The sequence below is a fragment of the Nocardia sp. NPDC003963 genome (assembly GCF_053605105.1).
Window position 1 is genome coordinate 288,561 of record NZ_JBSGIP010000003.1, and the last position, 22,347, is coordinate 310,907.

General features: G+C 68.4%; 1 protein-coding gene. It reads right to left on the bottom strand.

Features of this window, described 5'->3' with window-relative positions:
• Nucleotides 1-80: 80 nt before the first annotated feature.
• On the bottom strand, nt 81-22,340 hold the full coding sequence (locus ACWEWT_RS11910; protein ID WP_452558328.1) for an amidohydrolase: 22,260 nt from the start codon (nt 22,338-22,340) through the stop codon (nt 81-83).
• Nucleotides 22,341-22,347: the final 7 nt, after the last annotated feature.

Genomic DNA, 22,347 nt, shown 5'->3' on the forward strand with positions numbered 1-22,347 from the left:
GGAAGGACGGCCCCGGTTGACCATGAGGATCCATCGCCAACCGAATGCGCCGACTATCACACCATCCGGCAGCGGGCCGATCAGCGTCGCCGACCCGGCGTCGAAGCGCCGTTTTCGGACAGGGAACCGTTGGAACCGGGTTGACCGAGCGTCCACGGTGTCGGCCGCGAGCCGTCACCCGGCGCCGGCCCCGCCGAGTGGGTGTCGGGCTCGGAGGGTCTGTTCCCGATCGATGCGGTCGACCCCTCATGCGCGCCTTTTTCGTGCGGATCAGTGCCGTCGACCAGAGCCCCGGAGGACCGGGATGTCCGCCGGGTGATCGTGCCGCCGACCCCTCGGTGATACCGCGCGGCACCGAATCGCCGGCGGTCGAGGAATCGACGCACCCGTCCGGCCGGTGAAGTATCGGCGGCGCCGACCGTGAGGTCGTAGATGATCCGCACCGCGTCCTCGACGTTGTCGTAGCCCCGCGACCGGACATCGGAAAACGCTTCCGCGATCGCTTCAGCCGGGTTCAGCTGCCCGTCGGCGTGAAAGCTGTATCCGCAGAGCTGCCCCTCGAGCCACTGCTGGTAGTCGGCTTCCGTGGCCGGGCCCAGGCGTTCGGCGATGTAGTGGCCCAGCAGCGCATGTGCGATCAGCGTGCGAGCCACCCCATGCCCCGCGAAGTCGGCCGCATGCCCCAGCTCGTGCAACACCAACGCTCGCACAGGACGATGCCGGCCGCTATCGGGGTGGTAGCCGAGGTCCGCCGCGATAGTCTTGGCACGCCAGAAATTCTCGGCGTTCGTGGCATAGCTGCGGTCCAGTACCAGTCGCCGGGCGTGGATGAGCCGGACCGCATGCTCGCCGGGTCGCTGGTATTCATATCGCCGCGGTGTCGCATCTTCGTCGTAGGCTAGTTCGGCATACCCCAATGACCTAGTGCCGCTGGCCTTCTCGGTGTCGACGATGGCGATTTCGGGGACGTTGTAGGCCACCAGATCGTCACGGAACTCGACGGCGGTCCGCGCGTATTCCCGCAACACATCCAGGTCCGGTTCCGAATCGAACCCGGTCACCTCGAAATGCCGTCCGGTTTCGGCATACAGCACATTGCGCAGATGCGTCGCGATGTCGTGCCCGGTCGACAGCGCCGCCCACTCGTCGTCGATCACCATGGCGGGCATCAATGCCGCGTTCCCGGGCTCGGGCAGGGGCACTGGGCCGGTATCGGTTGCGGCCACGCTGCGCGGCACCGACCCGTCGTGCGCATTCAGCAGTCCGGCCAGCCCGGTCAGCAGTGCTTTCTCGTCATCCGACAACTCGGTACTCACCGGCAACTCCGTACTCAGTAGCCCCAGCGTCAGCGCCTTCGACTTGTCGAGTACGCCCGTGGACCATTCGACCGCATCCGGCAGCATCTCGAGCCGCCACCGCCGGAACTCCGGCCCGTGCTGTGGCCGACCCGTACCGGCGAATGTCTCGCGCAACAATTCGTCCACGGCCGGATGGGCCCGTCGGCCACGCGAAATATCCAGCGCTGCGGCGAATGCCAGCACGGCGACCGCGTAGGCCGGCCGAACCTGCACCAACTCCGGCAGCTCACCCGCGGTCACGGCTCGGTTCACGTGTTCCAGGAAGTAGTCGTCGTACGGATCATCCGGTGTGTCGGTCCTACCCGATTCCGACCGGAAAACGTCCGGTTTCAGGAAGAACCGGCGATTCACATACAGTGCCAGCACCCGCGGCGGTTCCTGCTCTGCCGACGAACCGGCCACCCGCGTACGCCGCGGATCATCGGAGGCGAACGCCGACACCGCCTCACTTTCCCACAGGACAGACGGCTCGATGACCGGAACATCCACGTCCGGGTATCTGGTGAACAGCGTCACCCACGCCCGCGCGAACTCCGCGAGCACCTCCGGTGTCAACCGGGAATCGTCGAACTTCACGACCACATCGTCATGGCCGGGGAGGGCACGCAGAACCGACTGCAACCGGGCACCGATCGCACGGTTGCGCCCCAGCCGCGAGGTCCCCGCTGCGATCAGCTCCGACCATTCATCGGAGATCCCCGGCCCGTACCGCTGCGCCGGGGGTACGGGCCGGGGACGCCTGCCTATGAGGCCGTCGCCCCTGTTTCCCCGCGACTCCTCGGACCGGGAACCGTCCTCACCGGCATCCGAGGGCTGCGACTCTTCCGGCCGATCGGAATACGCGTAACCACCGGAGGTATCCACCGCACCGAGAACCCGCCCCCTGGCGGCATCGAACGCCTGAACGGCGACACCGACCATTGTGCCGGCGTCGGCTCGGCGATAGCGCAGTAGGAGGGACTCGTTGCGCCGGAACCTGCGTGCGTCCAGCATCGACTCCCACCGGCCGTGCCGCGCGTTGCGGGCCGCGGCCTCGACGAGGAGATCGTGCTGGACCAGGCTCGGGGCTCGGACCTCGGCGTGTGGCCCGAGCACATACCGGCGGACGGCTACATCGCCCCCGCCGTCGGCCACCGATTCTACGGCTATGAAACGACCGGCTCCGTCGAAGCCGTAGGCGGGGATCGCGGTGCGCAGCCAGGCCAGCCAGCCGGCCGGCGTCGGTTCGCCGCGCTCCTCGGCGAGGTACAGATCGGCCAGGGCTTCGAGGGCGGCCACTTCGCCGTCGTAGCTGCCCGCCACGCCGAGTGCGTGCATGTATTCGTGTGCGGTGTAGGCGATGACCGGCCGCAGCAGGAAACTCGCGGGATGCAAACCTGTGGCAACCGTGTGCCGGGCCTGCTTACGAACTTCGCCGGCGCTCGCGGCCCATGTGGTGTCGAAAACGATCGACTCGGTGTAGCACCGGACGGCACCGTGCCCCGGCAGGGTCTCGGCTTTGGTTTTGTCGTCGCCGGTATAGCGGAGGTCACCGAAACCGATCTCGCGAATATCGGTATTCGGATACGTCTGCATCAGCCAGACCATCCCCCTGGCGACTTCCTTCACCACGTCGGTGTCGAGATGCGGCGAATCGAAACCGAAAACTTTGATGTTCTCGTGTCCCGGGATACCACGCAGGAGTCCCTGTAACGTATCCCCCACTGCCTTGTTGACCCGCGCGACGGCATCCGGATCACCGAGGTCCGCATCGGCGCCGACGACGGAGAATTCATCCACCAGATCCGCCGGCACCCCGAGCTTCTCGGCATTCGTCGCCTCCCGCAGCTCACCGATCGGTACGTCCCCGGTGATCGGACGCTTCTCGATCCCGTCCTGAGCCGCCAGTAATTCGTACAGCCGCCCAGCGGGGCTGCCCGCCACGGCACGGCCCTCGGCGAATGCCACAGCCACCCCGACGGCCACTGTGTACTGCCCGCCGAGCCCGCGCATCAAGTCGCCCGTGCCGAGACCCTGCAGGACCCGCCAATCATCGAATGCTTCCCGATGCGGACCGTGCTGTCTCTCGACCGGCCGCGCAGTCTCCGCGAAGTCCTGCTCGAAGGGTTCCATCAGCGTCGGCAGCACCAACCGGCCGGCGTACTCCCAACCCGGAATATCGAAATGCGGCAACAGATCACGCACGGCGCACAGATATCTCGCGCGTTCTGCGGAATGACCGCGACGCTCCCCCAGGGGGGAGATCGCCGTGGGGAAATGTTCGGGTACGCCTCTCAATCGACCGGTCTGGAGATCCAGGACGATCGACCGCCGCCGCGTATCGGGATAAGAAGAGTCGTAGGTCTTGATGTATCGCGCGGAGCCGTGCCGATCGAGCGCGATCCAGAGCGTCGTATCCCCGGGGAAGACTGTGCAGATATCCAGCACCGCCTGCGCGTACACCCGCAACTCGCCGATATCCACATCCGCATCGGCCAGATCGAACCCGAACACGCGGTGGTCCTCGCCGCCGGGCAACGCCCGCAACTCCGCCTGCAGAGCGATACCGATATCGGCGATCGTGGTATGCCCCGCGAACACATCGCGCCGCAGGTCCTCGACCGCCGCCCACCCCGGTCCGGCATCCGCTCCACCCGCGGCATCATCGCTCGGTCTCCGACCGATCGCGCCGTCGGGCGCAGCGGCGTCGCCGACCGGCTCGGTGCTCGGATCCTCGGGGCCTGCACTGCGTGGGGACTCCGCTGCGTCCGCCGCAGCTTCGTGGGATGCGGCTTCCGGTGGCAACGCTCGCTGCTGCTCCGTGCGGGAACCGGAGGTGGGCCAGTCGCCACTCCTCTCTCCGGCAGCCCGGTCGTGGTGCCCTTTCAGGAAGGCGCCCGCATCACGGTGCTCGTCTGCCTGCGCGTGCTCGTCCAGTGCCTGCCGGAAGACCGAATACACGGGCCGCTCCAGCGCACCGGCCGATACCCGACCCGCATCGATCTCCTTGGTCAGCCAGCTGAACCAGGAGTCCACCGACTCCACCGCCTGCCTCGCGACCGTGAACACCCGATGGAAAGTGCGCAGCGGAAGCCACTGCTGGACTACCTGGACGACAGGCTGCTTCTCGGTCTTTTCGCGGAATTCGAACACGCGCAGATCGGAGTCGGGATGGTCACTGCGGAAATCGACCACTGCACGACAGAATTCGGCGAAGATCAACGGATTCACCGTATCGAGGGCATCGGCGTCGAGGTTGTCGAGGTGGAAGAGCCGGCCCGGCTCCCTCTCGTGCAGTATGTCCAGCAGCTGTTTGCGGTTCCGTGCTACGGACTTCTCGCTCCACTCGTCGCCGGGCACCTCACCCAGCAGCGAGGCCGGATCCCGCTCCGGTCCGAGCGTGCTCTGTAGGTGGTGGCTTCTCCCCGAGACCGCCGCCGCGAAATGCCGGCGTTCCAGGTCGACCAGTGCGCGCACCAGTAAGGGCGCGTAGGCGCCGCGTTCCCGTTCGGTGGCGCCGCGGGCGAGGTAGTCCTGGTGTGCCTCCGCGAGAGCTTCCTCCCCCTGCAGCAAGTCCGGATAATCCTGGTGGTGGCTGTAGCCGCTCAAAGATCGGAGCAAGACGCTGTAGTCCATACCCGCTTCGAACGCCACCTGCAACGTATACGGCCCGGCTTCGACAGCGGCACGGCGCGGCCCCACGGCGGCGCGGACATGCCCCCATTCGTGCCGTATCAACGCCTGCATCGGTCGGTCCGCGGAGGAGCGGGGATGGAATCCGGTCGCCGCACCGCGCCGTGCCTCGTAGACGAACGTGTCGATGTCACTCGCATAGGCGAGATTCAGCGTCATGCTTCGGGTATAGCTCGTCTTCGTATCGTGATGTGTGACAACGACGCACTCGGCCAGTGTCTTTTCCGATAGCGCGGTCTTTTCCGATAGCGCGGCGATGCCCGCGGAGCGGAAATCAGGAACCGGTTCGGCGCGGAAACGGGCAAGAACTTCGCGGGCGTACTCGCGTACCGTCTCGGGGTTCAGACCGCGCTGGTCGAATCCGAAGGTGACGAATTCGGGCACGCTGTACGGCGGCTCGAACTCCGGGTGCTCCCGCCACAGTTTCTTCTGCTCGGCCCGCATCGACCGCTGCAGGATCCGCCCGACCTGTTTGGGGCTCTTCCTCGCGAAGACGTCGTTGTTCGCCTCCGGCGGCACCCCCAGCTTCTCCTGATCGGACTCCCCCGAATCGGGCTCGGCTGTCGCGAATAACGCGGACGAACGCCGTCCGGACTGCCGGGTGAACACGGTCCCCGGGTCGGCACCGAACAGGTCCTGGAAGAACTCACTGATCCGGCGCGCCGGTTTCGCACCACCGGTGAGTCGGGTCAGAACCTCGTCACCGGCCATCCACGCGCTGAACCAGCTGCCGAAGAACACCGCACGCCTGTCCGCGGCAACCGCATTGTCGGCATTGTCCCCACCGAGTTCGGCATACAGCTCCCGCCACCGGTGTCCGTCGCTGTACGGGTGGCCATCTGCGCCGTAGGCGGCATTCACCAGATCGCCGGCGAGTTGCCATACCAACACCGGAACACCTCGTACCGCCGCTGAATTGATCTTCAGCGTGCGCGCCTCCGGCAGCAGGAATCCGGTCACCGACTGCCATCCGAAGCGCGCCAGCCCACCGACTCCGAACCGCGCCCTCACTCCCGGTGTATCCGGAAGGCGCAGACGCGAGCAGTCACCGATGACGATGCCACCGCCGCGAACCTGATTCACGTATTCCGAAATCCGCTGGTATACCGGCGCCGGCAATGCGCCGAGTATGTTGATCACCTGCAGGTCCGCCGGACTGGGCTCGCGGCCGAGTACGTGCACCAGCGGGTCGGCGAGCTCGGTGAACGTCGCACGAAACGTGACACCGTCGCCCAGGTCCACGGGTTGCTCCGATGCGAGGATTCGCAACATCTCGGCAGGTTCGGGCGTATCACCGGAAACCGGTGGCACGTATCGCAACCACATCCGGCCGGAGTGATACAACCCCACCTGCGCCGACGGTCGATCTCCCCATTCCGGGATCAGTGTGGCGTCGATGCGGACCGGGTCGTCGCCGACGGTGAGTGCTACCGAAACCTGCGGCGGCTCACCGTCTGCCGTATCGTCGTCCAGCGAGCAGGTCACCTCGACCGATTCCGGCGCAACGCCCGGGCCGGTCAGCCGCACCGTGCAGTCGCCGAAGAACACCGGCTCCCCCGGTTTCGCCCGGTACCGAGTCCCGGGTTCGACCGGCGCACCGGCAATTTCCACCACACCCCAGGTACCGGTGTTCGGATGGGCGAACCACACCTCGCCGTCGAAGTCCCGTTCCACCATGACGCGACGCGGCGCATCCCGCCGCTCGGGCTCGTATTCGTGCACGAACCGAGTTCCCGGCAGCAAGCGCGCCAAATCGGTACCGGATCCGAGTGTGAGGACAGCAGGATCGGACCCGGCTATCGGAGCCTCACCGAAGCGCCCGGAGGTGGACGGCAACACATCGGCCGCTCCCGGTGGCCTCGGCGGCTGGGTGAATTCGGCGGCCGCGCACACCTCACCCCACTCGATCTCGTCTCCTGGACGCAGCACCCACTGCTCGTCGGCCTGCACCCGATCCCCACGCACCCGGAACTCACCCGGCCCGAGGTACCGCACCCATACGGCGCCGTCGTCGTCGAGACCGAGGCGCACCTGCTCACCGTCGGCGAACTCGGCCGCAGGACGCCCCAGTAATTGCGGCCCCGCGGTCTCGGTGCGCCCCGCGAACAGCCGCACCGAAGCCCCGCCGAATCCGATATCCACATTCTGCGGACGGACCTTCACCTGCGCCCGGTACGTACCGAGCCCCCAACCCCCGATGCGCAGCTGCGCCCCATCGGCCACGACAACAGTTTCCCCGGGACGCACCCGGGACCCGTCCACCACAACCTTGCGGACTGCCCGCACCTGTATCCGGCCGGCGTCATCGACGGTGACCACGGCATTCGTAGCGAGTGGTAGCTCACCGTCGATCTCGGCGAGCATTTCCGATCCTCCGGTGATGATGTAGCGCCGATCGGGGACCATCCGCCGCACAACAGAACCCATGAAGTGCGGCTCGAACTCGACATCTACATACCCGTGATCGGGATGCCGGTACTCATCCCCCGACGACCGGCTCCCCCCTGCGGCCGGCAGGTATGCGCCAGAACCTTCGGTGACCGCACCCGGGCGGCTGCCTATTCTACCGGTGGTGTTGCCGTGTTCGACGATGAGGGCGATGAACTCGTCCTGGCTCGTAACCATGGCGAGTAGATCGATATCGTGAGGAAAATCGGGGACCCGGCCGAGGTGATGGACGCCGACAGCAGCCATGAAGGACCGGATGACCGCGTCGGACCCGGATTTTCGCTGTGGTGCGTGGAACAGTTTGTAGGCGATCTCGGCCCAGGTGGCTGTGGTGAATTCGCCGGGCGCGGCGAGCTGGGCGAAGGCGTCGTCGAGGATTCGCGTGCGCGCTGCCTGCACCGGGTCCGGCTCCGAACCCGGTCTCCGACCGATCGCGCCGGCGGGCCCGGCGGTGGGAACAGCAGGCCTGCCGAGGAAGTGGTGCAGCATCACCCGGACGCCGATGGGCAGTGCTTCCGGGTCGGCGACGAATTCGGGGGTGTGCAGGTCGGGGCCCGGTCCCACCCCGATATTCACATACGCGCCCCGGCCGTTCGTCCGGGCGAGCATCACCCCGAAATCGTCGCTGCCCGGCGACGGGTTGCGGGTACCGACACCTTCCGGGCCGATTGCGTCGGTAATTGCCCGGCGGAACCGTTCCGCCGAGTCGGGGTGGTTCAGGACCGGCGGGGCGACCACGGTCAGGTCCAGATCGAAGTCCAGGCCGGTGCCGGCGAGTACTTCGGCGACGGCCTCGTTCACGGTCGCCCGCAGGGCGTTGAGCTCACCGCGGTCGAACAGGGCCTCGCTGTAGAGGCGGACCGTGCCGGCCAGCGTGCCTTTATCGGGAATGACATTGATCGCCGACCCGGTGTGCGCGGACCCGAAGGCCATGACGAACAGCGAGTCCCGGCCGACCATGCCCCGGCCGCGCAGCTTGTCGCGGACCACATCGGGAAGGCCGGCCAGCAGCTTACCGGCCTGTTCCGGCAGATTGGCGGTATCCCCGGGACGGGAACCGTGACCTCCTTTACCGCGCAGCGACAGTTCGTGTTTGACGGCGGCCGCGTTCATCGGGCCCGTCAGGACGCCGAAGGTGCCGGTGGCCATCGAGGGATCGGTATGCAGCGCGACCACATCGATGACGCCGTCCATGGCGCCGGTCTGATCCAAGGCGATGGCACCGGTGCCGACCTCCTCGGCACGCTGGAACATGACCCGGACCCGCACCCCGAGCCGGTCTTGCATCGTGTGCAGCCCCATGGCGGTGTGCAGCGCGATGGTGGTGTGCATATCGTGGCCGCAGGCGTGCATGACCGGCACCTGGTTGCCGTCGGCATCGAGACCGGTGGCGGTCGAACGGTACGGCACACCGTTCGCGGGTTCCTCGACCGGGAGAGCGTCGATATCGGCCCGGTAGCCGACGATGGGGGCGCCGTCGGGACCGATGTCGACAGTGACGCCGGCCACCCGGCCGTCGCTGTCCCGCCAGATCTCGGGCCGCATCCCGGCGCTCTCGAGTTCGCCCACGATGTAGGCGATGGTCTGTTCTTCCTGCCAGGACAGTTCGGGATTCCGGTGCAGGTGCTCGAAAGTCGCGACCATCTCCACCAGGCGGTCGGAATTCAGGAAAGCGCCGACCCGATCCCCGGCCTCCTCGGACAGCGGTTCATACACCGGCTCACTGCGGGATTCGCCGGGTGTCCAGTCTTGCGCACCGGCCAGGAGCCCGAGTTCGCGGGCAACGGTCTGCTGCAGGGCCGGATCGGGGTACACCTCCTGGAGCAGGCGCGCGGCCCGTGCCCGCACAGCAGCACGCTCGGTGTCGTCGGCGGCGGTCCGCAGCCGCGCCCCGAGTCCGACGTAGTGCTCGTACAGGTCTCCCAGCAGCTCCTGCGTCCGGTCGATCCGCCCGGGACGCGCAGTGTCCACCGACACCATCGCGATATCGAAAGCACCCGCGACCTCGCCCGACGCACTGTCGTCACGCAGCCGCCGCAAGCCGTCCAGCGCGGCACCACCGAAGTGCTTACGCAGCGTCCAGCCGGTCCGGTCGTATCCGGCGGGGGGCAACGCCACCATCGAAATCGACCAGCCCTGCCGCACCAGATACTCGGCCGACGACACGATGCGGGCTGCCTTGGCGGTCGCGGCGTCGGCGAACGGCACGACGATGACGCCCCGCCGCACCTCGGGATTCGCGAAATCCAGCGCGAAGACCGAGCCGGGCACCGGCACCTCGACACCCCGGGACAGCGGCTCGCCCGACGGTATGTCGAGCCGCTCGCACCACACCGGATCCAGCCGGTCGCGCTTCGGTGAGCTACTGAGCGCGTCCAGGTAGTTCCGGCGGTTCGCGGCAACCCCGGCCCACGCACGCTCGTCCCGGTATTGCTGTGCCCGGACTTCGTCTTGTGTCGCGGTCGGCCGGGGACCGGAATCGAAGGACGGGCGCGCACCCAGGTGAGCCGCTACGCGCTCCGCTTTCTGCCACGCCCGGCTCCGCCGTTGCGCACTCTCGACGCGCCGTTCCTCGGCCAGGATTGTGGCCCCCACGGAATCAGCTTCCACACCGCGTATCGACGACAGTGCCGACCTCTCCATCTCCCCGGATAGCAGTTCGATCTCCTGCCGCACCCGCGCCAGCGCCGACTCCGGTGCCCCCTCCTCGACCTCGGCCTCGCTCCAATCCGCCAGCTCGTCCAGTTCCCGGCCGACCCATTTCCACCTGGCGTCCCAATACCCCTGCGCCGCCGAATCCATCTCGGCCCCTTCGGCGGCCATCGACGCCATCAGCGAGACGGCCCGGATTACGGCCTCCGCCCGACCGCTGCTGTCACGGCCGAGGGAACTGATGACGATTTCTCCGGTGCGGCTGTCCACCGCATCCGGTTGCCGCGCCGCGGCAACCGGCTCGAACCGCACCTGCGCATCCAGTTCCGCCAGTGTGCCGAGGGCCTGCCGGCCGTGTTCGGTGCGCGCCAGTACTTCCCGGGTGGCAGCAGCCTCGGGGTCGGTCAGGGTGTAGGACAGATCATCGGCAGCCGGTACCGGCACCGGAGTGATCCGCGCGCCACCTGCCGGCTCGGGAATTCCGAACAGTTCGAACAACGCCGGGTAGAGCACCGCGGGACCACCCCGCTGTACTTCGTTGTCCACCAGATGCAGGCCGACCATATCGAGCCCTTGCACCAGCTCGATCGGCGAATGATGCTGCGGCATTTCGAAAGCCAGAATCGCCGCGGCGGCGTCGAGCACGGGAACATCCGGCAGCCCCATCCAGAAGAATCGAGCGCCCATACGCGCCGAGGTTCCCGAAATCCCCGTCATGAGCGGGTATCCGCGTTCCACCGCGATCTCGTGGAACCAGTCGTTGTCTTCGGCCAGGTCGATCAGCGCCGAACCGGATCGCGCCGGAATCGGAACGGCGTACTCACCCGGATCGAGGCTCAGCGCGGTCTTCGCATCGACAACGCCGGCCTCGTAGTAGGTCAGTACGTCGGTGACCACCTCGTTCCCGTGCTCATCCAGCACTCGACGGCCGTCGATGTCGTATTCGTACAGCGGTATGGCATAGCGGAATGTCGAGTCGTCCGTGCCGAGCTCGCGCTCCAGCTCGTCCATATCGATCCGCCCGCGGGTATCACGTGGCAAGCGGTGGTCCGAATCGAGCCGGGACTTGCGCAGCGCGACCAGAGCCCCGTCGACGGCCTCCAGTTCCCGCAACGACAACGGCATGCCCAGCAGCGCGAAATCCTGGACGGTGAGGCTGCGGCGAACCTGTTCGGTTCCGCCGCGGGCCCGTTTCGCAGCATCGCTGCGCTCGCGATCGTCCAGGATGTAGTCGTATTCGGGATCGAGGACCGCGTTCTGGCGTGCCGAACGAAAATCCTCGATTCGGATCCTGGCGTCGGGATCGCCACCGGTGATCCGGTCACGCACCGCTCCCAATGCCTCGGCATCGAGTCCGAGCTGCCGCGCCCGAACCCGCCGGCCGGGCTGATTCAGCAGTGCGACCAGACCCTCGTCCAGCGTTGTTCCCGGCGATTCGGGACGCCCCCAGTTGCGCCACATGGCGTTGTACACCGCCGCCATGATTTCGCGCAGGTTACCGTCGCGCGCCAGCTCGTCCAACGGCACCGAGCGGGACACCATGCCACCCGCTGTCACGATTTCCGGCGCGTAGAACGCCGCCTCGATCTCCTCGGAAGTCCTGCCCGGATGCAGTTCGGGGAGCAGCTCACGCAAGCGCTCGAGCATGGCGACCGCCGCCGATTTCGCCCCTGGGCTGTCGTACAGCGCCCGGGCCAGCGGTATCTCCCACTCCAGCCGCCACCTGCGCCACTCCGAAACTCGGCTCCGGCCCGTCGGGGAGTCGCTGTGTGGCGCCTCCGGCTCACCCGCGGCTCGCTCCACTGGAACCGGCGCACCAGGACCGGGTCGTCCGGACGTTCGTGGCGTCGCCGCGCGCCCGCCGGATTCCTCCGGGTCGATGACGGGTTCGGACGGGGGACGACTGCCGATGAGGCCGTTGCCCGGCACCGGCCCCCGCTGCCCGGCATCCGAGGAATGCGACAACGGTGCCGCCCGCGCCCTGTCCTCCGGCGCCGATCCCGCCGTGCGGGTGCCGGGCCCGGCGGGTCTGCTCCACGGCGTCGGTATCCGCCCGGACAGTTCGCTCGCGGTATCGGTCACCGGAGTCCGCCGGCTCGGCCGCCGGCCGATCAGCGCCGGTGGTGGATCGAGTTGCGGCGCACGACGGTCGGCGGCCGGGTCGATCAGGGGGGCACGCAGGTTGTGCGTCCACGGCGGATCGTCGACGAGGGGACGGCGCTCTTCGCGCAGTGCCTCGTCGCCCCGGCCGGTCAGGACCAGCGCCAGATTGTGCAGCGACTCGTTGGGCTGGGCCGCCGCGGGCAGCGCGTAGCCCAGATATTGGATGTGGCCGTAGTCGGGCTTCGTCAGCGTGTCCGGGAAGCACCGTTCACCCCGTAACCGCACCGCCGTCGGATCGGTCGCCGGGTCGACACCCAGGCCGAGGGGCAGCACACCGACCTGCCGGCCGTGCAGGTCGGGACTGGTCGCACCGAGCGCGGGGATCGGATCGCTGGATTGCGCTATCACCCATCTGTTCCGGCAGCTGCGGTCGGCGGCGGGGTCGTAGCGCCAGCCGCGACCCGGCGAACCGAGCACCACGCCGTGCTCGAAAACGCCGTCCAGCCGACCGCCCACGGTGGCCTCCGACACCACCGCCGACCCATAGCTGTAACCGATCATCGACATCTTGGCAGCCGACGTCGCACGCAGGGCCAGGACATCGCGCGCGAACGCCTGCCCGCCGACCGCCGCCAGGGCCGGCGTGGCGGCCCAATGCTCCTTCAGGTTCGCCGGCGCCTCGTATCCGAGCCAGCACACCACCGCGACCGTCGCCGAGGGATCGGCCCGTAGCATCTCCTCGTACAGGTTCCGCGCCTGCTCCAGGCGGATCAACAACGTCTGCAGCCGCGTATTCACGCCGTCCACGTACCAGATCACGTGGTCGGCGTCTTCGAGTGTGCTGTTGCCGATGACGAACGACCCGGACCCGTTGCCACCGAAGGCCGCCGGGTCCAGGGCGGTCGTGGACACGATCGGTTGCGGAATATCGCGGTGGACGGCGACCGCACGGGTCAGCGCCTCCTCGACGGCATAGAGATTCCGGAACACCGCCGAACGGTTGCTCTTCCCGATGCCTATCCCGAAGCCTTTGCCGACCCCCTCCGTGACAACGTCTGTACGGATGTCCGACCAGGTCCGCCGCCGCCAGTACTCGTTGGCGTAGGTGGCCACGCCGGACGGAATTCCCGGTGCGTTCCCCATGACCTCCGGGTGGGCGGCCACCATGGCGCGCTGGTGTTCGCCGGTCAGGTTCTGCCACCAGTCCCGGTTGCGGCGAGCCAGTTCGGCCGCCCGGATGTAGTCGTCCGGAAGCCCGCGATGAAGCAGGACCGTGGGGTCGGCGGGCCGGCCTTCGTATCTGTCGAGGGCCGCCGCGGCGAGCACCCGATCCGCCTCGGTCGCCTCGGGGGTCGGCCTGCCGGTGCTCGGATCCCGGGGCAGAATATCGTCGTAGGGCGACTCGGTGCGGGTGTCCGCTCCGCGCCGCAGGTAGTGCGCGAAACCGACCGGTCGGGCCGACGGGCTGTGCAGCGCCAGCAGGTCCGGACGATCGGCCAGAATGGCGCCCAGGTTTCCCAGCGCTTCCGTCGGCACGTGGACGCGCTCGTCGATATAGCTCAAGAATTCATCGGCGAGCGGTTTGCCGAATTCGAACAGCCGCTTGAGATCCGGCAGCATCCTGATGCGTGCGATGCGCGCCAGGGTGTTCGCCTGAGCGAAGTTCCCCAACGGGAACCGGCAGGAGAATTGTGTGCCCGCCCAGGGCACCGGCTCGGCGGGGCTACCCGGCTGAGACGCTGTTCCGAAGTACAGCTTCGTATGCGATTCGAGGTCCGCCGGCCGATCACCGAGCGCGGTGATATTCGATTCGCCACAGACGACCACCGAGTCGACGGTCCGGGTGATCGCCTCGTACGACAGTGCCTTCTTCGCCGCACGACCGCCGCCGCCGTGGACAACCAGCTGGGTCCCTACCACTGGCGCCGGTGCGGGCACGGTGGTCAGCGCCGCCATATCGGCTGCCAGGCGATGGCCGTCGGTCCCGGACCACACCACGACCCGAACCGGCCGATCCGGATTCGCCCGGGCGGCCACCTCGTAATGATTGGCCGCCAACTGCACACGCTGATCGAGCCGCCGCAGATTCCCGGCCGACCCGTCCACATGCCACGCCTCCGCCACCGGGTCCGCACTGCCGATCGAGACGATGGCCGATCCGGCACCCGGGTCCTCGGCATCGAACCATTCGAGCAGCACCGTGGGCGCCGGGACGCCGGGCGTATCCAGAGTCACCGCGCGGTTTCTCGCTCTGATCAACAGATCTCGGGCATTGAACACATGGTCCCGCAGCGCCCGGTCACGGCGAGACAGCCGATCCGCGGGCTCCGCATCCTCGAACCCGGCAATCGCCCTGGCCAGGGCCCACCGATTGGCCTGATCGCGTACCTCTCGCGGAAATCCGCCGGCTTGGCCGACGAATTCGGGCCACGCCCGCAACAGGGTCCGCAGCTCGTCGCCGCTCAGATTCTCGACGCGGAGAGCATTCCTGGCCGCGAGGCTCGCCGTGGCACCGGCAACCCGCGCCGGGCGACCCGCGCGCCGATTCACCTGCCGGAGTGGTACAAGGTCACCGGGATCGGTTCCACTCCCCCAATGATCCGCCAGAATTCCCTTCGCCCGCCGATACAGGTCGTCATCGGGCTCGACATAAGCCGGCAGTCCCGATCGCGTATCGACCGGTCCCACCGGATCGAGTCCCCGCGACTCACCACTCGACGACGACTCCACCGGACGAGCACCGGAATCGGCGGGTCTGCTCCCGATCCACCCGGGTGACCCGGCATCGCCCCCACCCGGCTCGTGCCGGGTGCTTCCGATCGCTCCGGTGGACCCGGTCTCATCGCGTTCGGTCGCCGACGGTATGCCATCGTCATCGGGCGGAGTGAAATGGGCGATCTCGGAGGCATGGTGTAGCGGGCGGCGGTCGAATTGTTCGGACAGGGCCGCGAACATCTCGTTCACGGCGCCGTCGCGGGCCCGTGATACGGCTTCGTCGACCAGCGGCAGCCGCAGACCGGTCAACTGCATACCGCGGAGCTGCTCGTACATCGAATGGTGGATCGGTGACAGCTTGGCCAGAATCGCCCCGGCGAAATCCACGGGGTCGACACCCTCCGGTCGTAGCCACCGGAATGCGGAAGCGAACCGGGCGGCAGTGCCCGAGATCCCGGCCAGCAGCGGGATGCCCTGTTCGACAGCGAGTTCCCGGAACAACCGGCCTTCCTTGTCGAATGTCACCTTCGAGGAACCGGTTCCCCAGGGGAGCGGCACGGCGAACACGTCCGGGTCGAGCGCCAGGGCGGTTTCGGCATCGACCACTCCGGCGTCGCGGTAGACGAAGACATCGGTGACCACCGCATCGCCCGATTCGTCCCGCATCCGGCGGCCGTTGTCGTCATAGGCGTACGTGGCAATGACAAAGCGTACGGGCCCGACGGTATCGGTGATTCCGCTGCCATCGCGGAGCCGATCTTCGAAGCGGAGGCGGTCTTCGAGGATATCCTCGCGGACGAGGCCGTGCTCGTCACGGCGCAGTTCCCGGCGGGGGTCGAGCCGGCTCTTGCGCAGTGCGACCAGTTCACCGGGTATCACTTGCATTTCCCAGCGTGACAACGGCATTCCCAGCAGCGCCCAGTCCTGGACGGTGATTCCCAGGCGCACCTGCTCCCGCAGACCGAACTTGCGCTCCTCCGCGCTGCTCCAGGTGCGTTCGGCCACGATATCGTCGAGATCGGGGGCATCGTGGGCCTGATTCACAATGTCCTTCAGCTCCCCTTCGCCGACATCACGCTGCGGGTCGCCACCGGTGATCCGGTCGCGGACCTCCCTCAGGGCGACATCATCGAGTCCCAGCTCGCGGGCTCTTTCTTCCCAGCTCTGCTGGTTACCGCGTTCGTTCATCAAGCGCGCGAGGCCGGCATACAGCATCGGCACGGCGAACTCGGTACCCTCGAACTCCGGCGCCAGATCACCCCGGCGCACGAGAGGGTTGTACAACGCCTGCATCAGCTGTCGGAGGTTTCCCTCCGCCAGCAGCTCATCCAACGACACCGAGCGCGGCACCATCCCGTCCAGGACTCGCTCCGGTGCGAGGAATGCGCGTTCGATCTGGTCCTCGGTGGCATCCGGGTGCAATGCGGTGAGCACCTCACGCATGCGGACGATCATCGCCCGCGCCGCCTGCTTCGTCTCCTCCTTGTGATACAGGTACCGAGTCAGCTCGATCTCGTCCCGCAGGCGTCGCACCCGCCAGTTCGGCTCACCGGCAGGGGCTACAACAGAGTCCTCGGATGGCCGGGCGCCGACAAGGGCGGGCTCTACGCCGCGGACGGAGTTCGAAGCGTCGATCCGCGATCCGGGTGGCCGGTCGGGTTGCTGTGCTGTCCGGGCCCCGGTCACGGGCGCCGGCGCTTCCTCGACTGCCCGCTCCTGTTCCGGACCCACTTCCGGCCGCTCGGTCACGGCTGCGGTGCCGGGGTCGCTGGTGGGCACGAGTTCGCCGGCCGCGTCGAAGTCTATGGTCCAGAAGCGGCGGTCGGCCGCGGGCAGCCTGCCGAGGTAGCGCTCTTGCTCACGCTGCCAGGTGGCCAAGGGGACGGCCCGGTTGAGCATGGCGCGGCGGTCGGCGAGGTGCTCGGGGCCGAAATCGCCGGTGTAGTCGCCGTCCGGCGATGCGGCGAGGTCGACCGCTTTCAGGTTCGGCCGGGCGGGGTCGGTGCTGTCGTTGACCAGTACGACGAGATGGTTGTCGGCGTCGGCGCCGCGGCCCTCGGAATTCTTCCACCGGTAGACCAGGACCTGGACGCCTCCGGGGCGTTGCTTCAGCGAGGCGACGGCGTCGTCGAGCGAGCGGGACTCGTGCGGTGCGCCGTTGCGGAACGATTGTCGGGTGGTGGCCCAGTCGCGTCCCCGCAAAGCGAGTCCGCCCGGTGGCATGGTGAAGTGGCCGGCCTTGCCGGGGAAGAGCACGCGCATACCGGTGACGCCGTTGTCGACGCAATTGTTGGGGCTGCGGCGATGGATCTCGGTGACGAGGTCGAGCAGGGCGGTGGTGGCGAGATAGTGCGCGGCCGCTTCGACGACCTCCGCGTCGGGAACGGTTCGGTCGGCGCGGGCGGTTGCCGCTTCGGTTTCCGGGCCGTACTGCCGGTTCGCCGCGCCACCGGACACCTCGCCCATGAGGGATTCGCCCAGGATGTCGCGGGCCATGGTCGCGCTGACCTCGACAAGTGCGGGAGACGCGTCGGAGGAAGGGCCGGGGCCGCGCTCGGCGGCAGGCCCGGGTTCGGCCGCCGCCGCGAGCGCACGGGCCAGTTCGCGCTGGGCGGCGGTTGCCGCAGCGCCGACCCGGCGCAGTCCTTCGGCGCCTTCGACATCCGCGGCATCCCAGCCGAGGGCCGCGGCGAGCTGTGCACGGCGCGGGGTGAGGTGGTCGAGGGCCTGTTCGTCGGTGAGCAGCGCGTACCGGACGGCTCGGCCGGGTGCGGTGGCGTCGATGGACTGGTGCAGAGCTTCGACCGCTGCGGGTGGGACAGCGGCGCGGCGCAGGAGTTCGCGAAGCGGATCAGCCTCCTCGGCGGTACGAGATCCGGCGATGCGGATCGCTTCGTCCGTGGCTGCGCCTGTGTCCCGAACAGTATCGGCGACAGGGGCAGAGCCACGATGTGCGTCGGCGGTGTCGGCGTACGTACCTTCGGTGTAGGAGTCGTCGTCCTCGGGGATCGCGTCGTCTTCGGGCATGGACGCTGCCGCGGCGGCAAGTGCGGAATAGGGAACACCGAGCAGCCCGGCCAGCCTGCGCACGCGGTCGGCGGGGGTGTCGGGCCCGGCGAGGTCGGTGTTGTCCGGATGCCACGGTGTGACGGCCTCGAGGAGCGCCTCGGGCTCGGAGATGGGGGCGTAGCGGAGCAGGAACTGCGCGGTCTGCTGATGGTGGGCGCGTTCCTGCAGCCCGGGTACGAGCGAGGCCAACGCCGCCGCGGACTCGACGACGGCGTGGTGCGTTTCGGGAGTCGGGTCCGCGCGGTGTGCGCCGACAGCCCGTTCGTAGGTCACCACGGTTTCGCGGACCCCGCTCAGGTGCACGGCGTTGCGGATGATCCCGTCCTGTGGGGACATGAGTGCTTGCGCGCTGCCGGGTGCGCCGTTGCGCGCGGTACGGTTCTTGCCCTGCTCGTAGATGTAGGACTGTTCGGGGACCTCGGTCATCCAGACATGCATGCCGCCCTGGGCCAGTACCTCGTCGGAGGGGGAGATATCTACGCCACGCTGGCCCTGCCGGTTGATCACCAGGATCTTGCCCTGCGCGCCGGCGGCGTCGAAAACGTTCTGCAGCCGAGTTTCCCAGTCCGCACCCCACTTGGCGATCCGGGTGGCGTCGACGGCTTCGATCGCGTCGCGCGGCACACCGGCCCGCACCAGTGCGTTCACCTGTTTTTCCACCAGATCGTTACGGTGGCACAGGATTTCCTGGAACCGGCCGCGGCCGCCGTCCCACATCGCGTGGGCGGATTCGGCGAGAGCGTGGAGTTTGGCCCGGGTGTTCTCGTGCACCTCGGGGGCGCCCTCGACCAGCCGTGTGGGGTTGTAGGGGTCGACCCGGTGCGGTGCGTCGAGGTTGTAGACGGTTTTCAGGACGCCACCGAGGTCGGCGAGAGTGCCCGAGGCGCCCGTGACGTGGTCGAAGAAGCGAGCGGTGCCGTAGATCTCGGCGGCGGTGATACTTTTGGCGGAGTCGGTGTCGGCGCGGATCACGATCCCGTGCTGTTCGGTGCTCATCCCGATCGCCTCGGCGGCGCGGATCTCCTTGGCCTCCACGGCCTGGGCAAGACTGGACCTGCCCGCCTCGGCGCTCCACCGGGTTTCACTGGAGGTCTTCGGATTGCGCTGCAGGCCGTGTTCGCCCTGATCGATGATGACGATCTTGCCCTGATCCATCACATAGTGGGTCTTGTTGCGGGTGGTGAACTCGGCGGCGGCAGCCATCTCCAGCCGCGAGCGTCCCATGTCCTGCAGCCAGTGCTGCCCGCCCGGTAGCGCCTGCGCCTTCTCCACCCCACCAGCGGTGAGACTCGCCTGCCCGTCGTACCAGTAGTCGGCCCCGATCTCGAAGGTTCCGTCGGGCAGTTCGACATCGATTTCTTCGGCGAGGCGTTTCAGACCGAAATCTTCATATGACAACTGCCCCTTCGCCAGCGCGTCGGCCAGAAAATCATGGGCGTCGAACACTTCCCGGGCGGTGGGCGGCGCGGCCGCCTCCGACTGGTTCTCCGAACGGATGAACGTCTTCTCGCCGCGGTCGACGACGGCGTCCATCTCATCGATCACCACGCTGCGCGGCGGCGCCTCCCGACCGGAATTGCACAGATGCCCGACCGTCTCGCCGGTGGCCACCACGATCGTGGGGCGACCGGGCTCGTGTCCGAACCCGGACTCCTGATCGGCACGCAGCACGTCGATACCGAAGGGCTCGAGTACCCGCCGGTACTCGGTGAACTCACGATGGGCCAGCCCGTCGGCGGTCGTCACCAGCAGCACCGATCCCTCGCTGACCGCCTGCCGCATCGAGTGCAGCATGAACATCAACGTCTTGCCCTGCCCCGGCAGCATCTCCACCGGCCGCCCGGCCGCCAGCTCGAGCGCACCCTCGAGCTGCGTATGCCGCACCACCATGCCGCCGGGGATCTGCTCGCTCACGGTCTGGCGCCGAATGATCTCCATCCCCGCGATCAGCGAATCCCGCTCACCCCCGTGGAAAAGCCCCGTGGCCACCGCCTCGTCGGACAGATTGGACAAGCGCAGATGCGCCGGAAGGTGCTCGGCCGAGCGGGCACGGAAATCGGCCAGGATCGCCTCGGCGCGCTCGCGCGACGTCGGCCCTTCCGGGACTCGATCGCCGGATGCCCCCGCCGGCTCGGCATCCCCGGCGGGCGCGCGGTCACCGGAAACATCCGACTCACCCGGCACCGCACGGTCACCGGAAATACCCGGCTCACCGGTGGTTTCGCCCGAATCGGCGGCCCGACCCACACGCTCGCCGGAGGTTTTCTCCCCACCCGCCGTAGCAGGCTCACTGACGGCGCCGGTGTCCGCCTGGGTGCGGGTGGTGTGTCCGTCGTCGGACGAGCGAGCCCGACCGGCATCGGTGCCCATCCCATTCCGGCCGGCCTCGGCACCGCCGTCCACGCCCCGCGGCACCGGACGATCTCCGGCGGCGCCCGTCTCGGCCGCCGGACCGGCCGGGGCAGGTTCGGTCGAGGCAGCAGCAGTCGAGGCGTGTGGACGGTTGACGGCGGTGTCCGTGGCCCGCGGTGGTGGTGCGGTTTCCCCGGTCGCCGACACTGTCCGGGGCGCCTCCCCCGGCATCCGGCCCCCCGCAGGATTGCGCTGAACACTGTCGAGTGCCGGCGTCTCGACCCGGCCCGCCGGCATCGCCGTCGCGGGACGGCCCGGAGCACCGGTGGTCTCGGGACGTCCCCCGGCCCCGGCAGCATCTGCACCCGCCACGGCGCCCGACGATTCGACCCGGCCGGCGACGGGCTCCGGACCAGCTGCCACCGCCGCTGGGTTCGGGTGTGCGGCGACCACCCCCGGTTCGGTTCCCGGCACATCCGGCGACGCCCATATGCGGTCGGCCACGGTCGCATGACCGGAAGGGCCGGGGACAGCTACCGGTTCCGCGCGCGCCGCGGCGGAGACCGGCTCCGCGCGCTCCACCACACCGGGAACCGATTCCGCCGACCGGGCCGCGGCAGACGCGGACTCGGGACGGTCCACCGTGGACGGATCGGAACGACCTGCCGACTCGGTCCGCTCGGCATGTCCCGGCTCGCCTCCCCGAACCGGATCCGCGGCCGCGGACGTGGACGTGGACGTGGACGTGGCAGCCGAGCGCTCTGCGGGCGCACCGGACATGCTGTCTGCCGAGACCGCCGAATCGGGCACCGTCGCCCCGGGCCGATCCCCTGAGGTCCACGCTGCTTCCGCGCCGGCCCACTCCGCCCGGGCTTGCTGGGAAATCCCGTGCGCCACCGTAGGCCCCACGTGCCGGGCCGGACCGGCGTCCGGGTGAACATAACCCCCGCTGCCGTCCACGGTCTGCGGAACGACCCCCGGTCGCGGCATCCCGCCGCGGGCATACATGCCACCAGAGAATCCGCCGTTCACCAGGGCGCCCAGTATCTCTGTGTAATGCTCCGGCCAGCCGGCGACGAGCGCCGTGGCAGCCAGACCGGACACCGCACCCGCGGTGCCGTGCACCAGACCCGCCAGCATCGGGCTGGATCCCACCGCTGGGAAGATCGTGGGCGCGTACCGGGCCGCGAGCATACCGCCCACCGCACCGGCCGCACCGGCGAAGCCGGCCAATCCGATCGACCTCAGGTCGATCCCGGTCGGGTTGGTACCGTCCGCCCCCATCACGAGCGGATCGCGATGCCCTGCCGCCACCTGTAGCCCCTGCACACCGGCATCCACCCCGGCGGTCAACCCCGCTGCCTGGACTACCGCCACCACCGCGAACCGCCCCGGCCCCACCTTCGGCATCCGCGCCGCGGTATTCGCCGCTATCCGCTCATACGCCTGTTTCCACGCCGCCCGCATGGCCGTGACCCGCGCCCGCCCGGCCAGCAGACTGGCCTGCGCCGAGGGCGCCGCCGCGACCACCCCGGCCGGACCGGACGCCGACGCCGCCATCATCATCGCGACCAGGCGCACCGCAAGATCGATCGCGAAGACGAACATCACGCACAGGTGTTTCTCCGCCTCATTGGCGGCCGCATCGAGCTGATCGGCCAGCGCCACGGCTTGCTCACCCAGCTTGCCCGCGCCGTCCTGCTGCTGATCCAACGCACCGCGTAACCCGTCACCGAACCTGCCGATAGAATGCTCCTGCGCGAGAATGTTTTTCAGGTCCTCGGCATGTTCGCCCAATGCGGCGGCATCGGTGCGCAGTTCCTCGGCCAGCCACCGCATCTGCGAGATGTCCGCATTCGGCAGCATCCCCCCGAACACCACCATCTCGATCGGCAACCGCACGGAATCCGGTAGCCCCTCGAACTCATCCCGCAACGCGACCACGGGATTCAGCAATGTCGACTCGAACAACCGCGCC